The sequence below is a fragment of the Stenotrophomonas sp. YIM B13575 genome (genome assembly GCF_042787595.1).
Classification (GTDB): domain Bacteria; phylum Pseudomonadota; class Gammaproteobacteria; order Xanthomonadales; family Xanthomonadaceae; genus Stenotrophomonas; species Stenotrophomonas lactitubi_B.
In genome coordinates, this window is sequence record NZ_JBHZOP010000125.1 from 1 (window position 1) to 5,611 (window position 5,611).

Here is a 5,611-nt window from a genome sequence, read left to right on the forward strand (position 1 = left end):
ATGGCCCGGCGCTACCGGAGGATAAGGGGTGCGCCGGGGCATGCCCGGCGATTCGTATCAGGCGGACAGGGTAGCGCCGGGCCATGCCCGGCGGATCGCATCAGACGGACGGCGCTGCGGCGTCCGCCAACCCCAGCGCCAACGCCTTCGCCTCCGGGAACAGTGCAAACCGCAGGCCGACCAGGCCCATCAGCGCCTCATCGCGGGCCTTGCACGCCGCCACGCTGCCGACCCGCCCCAAGGACGTGTCCAGCCGTTCGCGCAGCGCCTCGGCAGCGGCGATCGGCCTGCGCGCGGCGATCTGCCGGCGGTAATGCGCGGCGATCTCTTCGAGGATGTGCTCGACCGCCTCGCGGCTGCGCTCGGGCAGCTCCAGCCGCGCGCGGCGCAATTGCAGGATGTTCAGGCCGATGCGGGCTTCGTTGAGCATGTCCACCGAGGCGATGTCGCTGCCTTCCGGGGTCGCTGCCAGGCGCGGTGCCAGCAGGCCGAGCAGATCCAGCATGCGTGCGGCGAAGCGCTGGCGATCCTGCTGGCCGCGGCCCTCGGCCGCTTCAGCCAACGTGATCCAGCCCTGCCGTACCAGCCGGCGTGCGGTCCATTCGGCACCGACCGAGCGGAACAACCGCGTCATCACCACGGCAAACCCGATGCCGATGAACATCGCGATCGACGAGTTGGCGAAGGTCTGCACGTTGGCACTGTAGGTGTTCTGCAGGCTCAGCAGCGCGGCCAGGTTGACCGTCAGCGGCAGCGCGAACAGCGCGCTCTTCGGGTGGTGCAGCAGCAGGCCCAACGGCAGGAACACCACCGCCAGCACCAGCGCCAGCAGGCCGAAGTCATGCACGGCGGGGAACACGCCGAACAGGTACACGCCGGCCACCAGTGACGCCACCATTGCCCACACCAGGAACGAGACCATGCTCGGCGCCGGGTCATCCTGGGCAGCGAAGAAGGCGGCGGTCACCGCGGCCATCATCGCGCCGTTGCCACCGCCCTCCCAGCCCAGGCCGATCCACAGCACGCAGTAGCTCATCAGCGCCACGCCGGCACTGAGCGCGGAGAACAGCGCCATGCCGTAGTCGACGTGCTTGTCGGTGGCGGTGCGTTCGGTGCGGATGCGGTAGTGCGCGCGGTCCAGTGGCGCGGTGCCCTGGTCGATCGCGTGCTGCAGGGTGCGGCAGTCCTGCCACAGGTCCACCAGCTCTTCCAGGCGCAGCAGCAGGCTGGCCAGCTGCAGGTGCTGCAGATCGCGGTCCACCTGTGGCTTCAGTGCACTGATGCGTGCGCGCAGGCGTGCGTAGTCGCTGGCACTGGACGGCGTATCGATCCAGTCGTGGATGTCATCGACCAGCGTCGGCAGGCCCTCGGGCAGGGTCTGTCCGTCGCTGCGCAGCGCACTCAGGCGGTCGGCGATCGATGACAGCACCGGCAGCAGCAACAGCATCCGTTCGCGCAGGCGTTCCATCGACACCGCCGCACCGGCGTGGCGCGGGTCATCGCGGCGCAGGAACTCGATCAGTGCCTCGAACTGCACCAGGTCGGCGGCCAACCGGTTGCGTGGGGCATGCGCACGGCCGCGCTCGAGGATCTGCCGGCACCACTGCGCCGCGTCCTCCATCCAGTTGCCGATGCGCGCACCCAGCATCGGCCGCACCGAGGCCGGGAACAGCAACGAAGCAAACAGCACCGCCACCACCGTACCGAGGATGATCTCCTCGCTGCGCGCCACCACGGTGTCGAAGATGGTCTCCGGCGAGGTCACCGCGGGGAAGCCGATGAACGCGGTGGTGTAGCCGGCCAGCAGGAACGCATAGCCGCGCGGGCCGCGGTTGAGCAGGGCCAGGAACAGGCAGCCGGCCAGCCAGATCGACATCGCCGCGCTCAGCACCAGGGGCGTTTCCACCAGCGCGGGCAGCATCAGCAGGGTGGCCAGGCCGGCGGCCAGGGTGCCGAGGATGCGGTACACGCCCTTGGCCCGGGTTGGACCCAGCAGCGGCTGGCTGACGATGTACACCGTGCCCATCGCCCAGTACGGGCGCGACAGGTTGCCGGCCATGGCGACGTACAGCGCGACGATCGCCGCGAGGTAGGTCTTGATCGAGAACAGCCAGGCCTGGCGGTCGGTCAGCCCGTTCATCGCTTACCTCGCCGCCGTCGGCGCAGCCGTGGCAGCGGCACTGTCCTGCCAGCCACCGCCCAGTACCAGGAACAGGTGGATCTGGTCGCGCGAGACCTGTGCCTCGGCCGCGGCCAGGGTGGCATCGCTGCTGGCCAGGCTGCGGTCGGCATCCAGGCTGGACAGGTACGGCGTGCGGCCGCCCTGGTACAGCCGGCGGTTCTGCTCTGCGGCCAGCGCGGCCTGCTCCTGCGCCACCTTCAACGACTGCAGGCGACGCAGATCCTGCGCATAGCGGTCCAGCGCGGTCTGCGTTTCGCGCAGCGCCTGCAGCACGGCATGGTCGAACTCGGCCAACGCGGCATCGGCGCCAGCCTCGGCGGCGTGGATGCGTGCATGCGTGCCCGAGGACGGTAGCGTCCACGAGATCAGCGGGCCGAACGACCACTGCTGGGTCATCGGCTGGCCGAAGTCTTCCAGCAGGCCGGCGGCGCCGACCGAGGCGCCCAGGCGGATGTCCGGGTACAGCTCGGCAGTGGCGACACCAATCCGCGCGGTGGCCGAGGCCAGCTTGCGTTCGGCCTGGCGGATGTCGGGACGGCGCTGCAGCAGGGCGCGGCCATCACCGACCGGCAGCGGCTGGGCCAGGGTCGGTGCGTGCGCGCAGTCGATCACCCCGGCCGGCAGCTGGCCGGGGGTCTGGCCCAGCAGGGCGGCCAGCGAATAGGCCGCGGCCGAACGCTGCGCGCGCAACGGCGGCAGCGCGGCTTCCAACAGGGCCACCTGCGCATTGGCGCGGGCCAGCTCCGGCGGCGTGCCGCGGCCTGCGCTGATCAACCGCTGGGTGACCGAGCGGCTGCGCTGCTGCAGCTGCAGCGAGTGCTCGGCCACATGCAGCTCATGGTTGGCGTGGCAGATCTCCAGATAGCTGTCGGCCACCTCGGCCACCACGCTCACCTGGGCCAGGTCACGTGCGGCGGCTACCGACTGTTCATCGGCGCGCGCCGCTTCGGCACCGCGCTTGAGCTTGCCGAACAGGTCGAACTGGTAGCTGACCGCGAACTTGCCGTCGGCCAGGTTGATCACCGGCAGCTCGTGCTCCTGCAGGAACGACTCGGCCGACAACTGTGCGCGGCTGACCCCGGCCTCGGCCTCGTACTCGAAGCCACCGGCGTCCATCGCCTGTTCGTACACCGCCGCAGCGCGGCGCAGGTGCGCGTCGGCTGCCTTCAGTTCGACGTTGTCGCGCAGCGCCTGGGTGATCAGCCCATCCAGCACCGGGTCGTTGTACAGCGACCACCAGCGTGCCGGCAGCGCCTGATTGGCGGCTACCTGCGGGTTATCGGTGTCGATGAAGGCTGCATTTGCCTGCGGGCGCTTGAACGCCGAGCCTTCCGGCAGGGCGTAATCCGGGCCGACGGTCCTGCACGCGGCCAGGCTGGCCAGGGCGATGATCAGGCCGAGGCGGGGCAGGGCGGCGTTCACAGGCCCGCCTGTGTCGGCGCAGCGCCGGCCTTCTTGTTCTGCACGTGGCGGCCGGTGTCCACCGTCACCGTGGCGGTGCGCCCGGCGATCAGTTCCACCCCGGCAGGCACTTCGTCGATGGCGATACGCACCGGAATGCGCTGCGCCAGCCGCACCCAGTCGAAGGCCGGGGTCACGTTCGGCAGCAGGCTGCTGCCGTTGCTGCGGTAGCGATCCTCGATGCCGGCGGCGATGCTTTCGACATGGCCGTGCAGAGGGGTGTCCTCGCCCATCAGGCGGATGTCCACGCGCTGGCCCGGGGCTACGCCGCGCAGGCGGGTTTCCTCGAAGTAGCCATCGATGCGGAACGAACCGGTATCCAGCAGCGCCAGCACCGGCTTGCCTGCCACCACGTAGTCGCCCACGCGCATGGTGCGGTCGTTGACCCGGCCATTGGCCGGCGCGCGCACTTCGGTGCGGGCCAGGTTGAGTTCGGCCAGGTCCACCGCGGCCTGTGCGGTGGCCAGTGCGGCCTGAGCCGCCTGCAGCTTGGCCCGGCGCACTTCGGCGTCCTCGGCGGCCACCAGATCCTGCAGGCTGCGGTCGCGGCCGATCTCGCGGCGCAGTTGCGCGACCGACGCTTGGCGCTCGGCCAGGCTGGCGCGGCTCTGCTCCAGCGCGATGCGGTAGCGCGCGCGGTCGATCACGAACAGCAGGTCGCCCTTCTTCACTGCCTGGTTGTCGGCCACCTGCACCGTTTCGACCAGGCCGGACACATCCGGCGCCACCTGCACCACGTCGGCGCCAACGTGCGCATCGCGGGTCCACGGCTCATCCATGTAGTAGACCCACAGCTGGCGCAGCACCAGCAGGGCGACGATCACGGCTGCACAGGTGAGCAGCACCGGCACGGTTTTCTTCACGATCTTGTTCACGATTGCATCCAACGCAGGAGGTGGAACAGCAGGCCCAGCACGATCCCGTACAAGGCCAGGTTGAACAGCGCCGGGTGCCATACGTGGCGATAGGCGCCGGCACGCTGCAGCAGCGCGTGTAGGCCGCTGTTGACCAGGTAGGCCAACACCATCAACCCGAGCAGGGTCGGGACGAACACTCCGTGGAGACTGAATTCACCGGGCATCGGAAGGGGCGGGGGCGAGGAGGGGGAGGGGAGGTACAACGAAACAACGGCAACGGGTAAAAGCCGCTGGCGTGTGCACGGCAGCGGCGGTGTTCGGGGACAGCGGTCTTACGTGATGCGGTCGGCAGCCTCGGCCAGCAGGCGCCACGCCTTCAGTACGGCATGCAGTTCATCCATGGACAGTTCGCCGAACACGTCCTCGCGCAGGCCGATCAACTGATCTTCCAGTTCGCGCACCAGCGCCTGGCCTTCCTCGGTCAGCCACAGCAGGTTGGCGCGGCGGTCGCTGGCATCGCATTCGCGGCGGACCAGCCCACTGGCGCAGAGCTTGTCCAGCAGGCGCACCAGCGACGGACCTTCCATGCCCAGCTGCTGGGCCAGCGCGACCTGGCGGATGCCACCGCCGGAGCGGCCGATCATCAACAGCGGCATGGTGCAGGCGGTGGAGATGCCGTAGCTGCCCAAGCGGCTGTCGGCCAGGCGCTGCCACTGCCGCCCTGCGTACAGCAGGCCGGAGCTGAGCTGCATCTGCAGCACGGTGCGCTCGTCGAGGGGTCGGTCCATAAGTAATAGATAGGATACTACTAATTTCATTCCTATCAATAGGTTTTGCTGAATGGGTGGGGTGTGTTGAGGAAAGCGGTGCGCCTGCTGGTTATCGGTTGGGTGGCGGAGGGCCGGACGGGGCAGGGCACGCTGCAAGTACGTCCCTGTAAGCTCGATCGGCGCATCCATGCGCCTCACGGCCCTGCCCCGCCCAGCCCTCCACCACCCACCCATCACCCCGCGAGCGCGGAGGGTTGGCTCTTTAAAGGAAAGGGCGGTAGCGCCGGGCCATGCCCGGCGGCTCCTTGTGGCACCGCTCCGCTCGCCGGGCATGGCCCGGC

The 5,611-nt window shown here is 69.3% G+C and carries 5 protein-coding genes; all 5 read right to left on the reverse strand.

The window, feature by feature from the left end; translation table 11 throughout:
• Positions 1-100: 100 nt before the first annotated feature.
• Positions 101-2,140, reverse strand: a complete 2,040-nt coding sequence (locus ACFX4F_RS17770; RefSeq protein ID WP_380657532.1) for an FUSC family protein — start codon at positions 2,138-2,140, stop codon at positions 101-103.
• Between the two features lie 3 nt (positions 2,141-2,143).
• Positions 2,144-3,604: an efflux transporter outer membrane subunit gene (locus tag ACFX4F_RS17775; RefSeq protein ID WP_380657534.1), complete on the reverse strand. Its 1,461-nt coding sequence runs from the start codon at positions 3,602-3,604 to the stop codon at positions 2,144-2,146.
• Positions 3,601-4,518, reverse strand: a complete 918-nt coding sequence (locus ACFX4F_RS17780; RefSeq protein ID WP_380657536.1) for an efflux RND transporter periplasmic adaptor subunit — start codon at positions 4,516-4,518, stop codon at positions 3,601-3,603. Before ACFX4F_RS17780 ends, ACFX4F_RS17775 begins: the two co-directional genes overlap by 4 nt.
• Positions 4,515-4,724 (reverse strand): DUF1656 domain-containing protein, encoded by a 210-nt coding sequence (locus ACFX4F_RS17785; RefSeq protein ID WP_025875651.1) that lies wholly within the window; start codon positions 4,722-4,724, stop codon positions 4,515-4,517. The genes ACFX4F_RS17780 and ACFX4F_RS17785 overlap by 4 nt, the downstream gene beginning before the upstream one ends.
• Positions 4,725-4,832: 108 nt before the next feature.
• Positions 4,833-5,288, reverse strand: a complete 456-nt coding sequence (locus ACFX4F_RS17790; protein WP_099821646.1) for a MarR family winged helix-turn-helix transcriptional regulator — start codon at positions 5,286-5,288, stop codon at positions 4,833-4,835.
• Positions 5,289-5,611 lie beyond the last annotated feature (323 nt).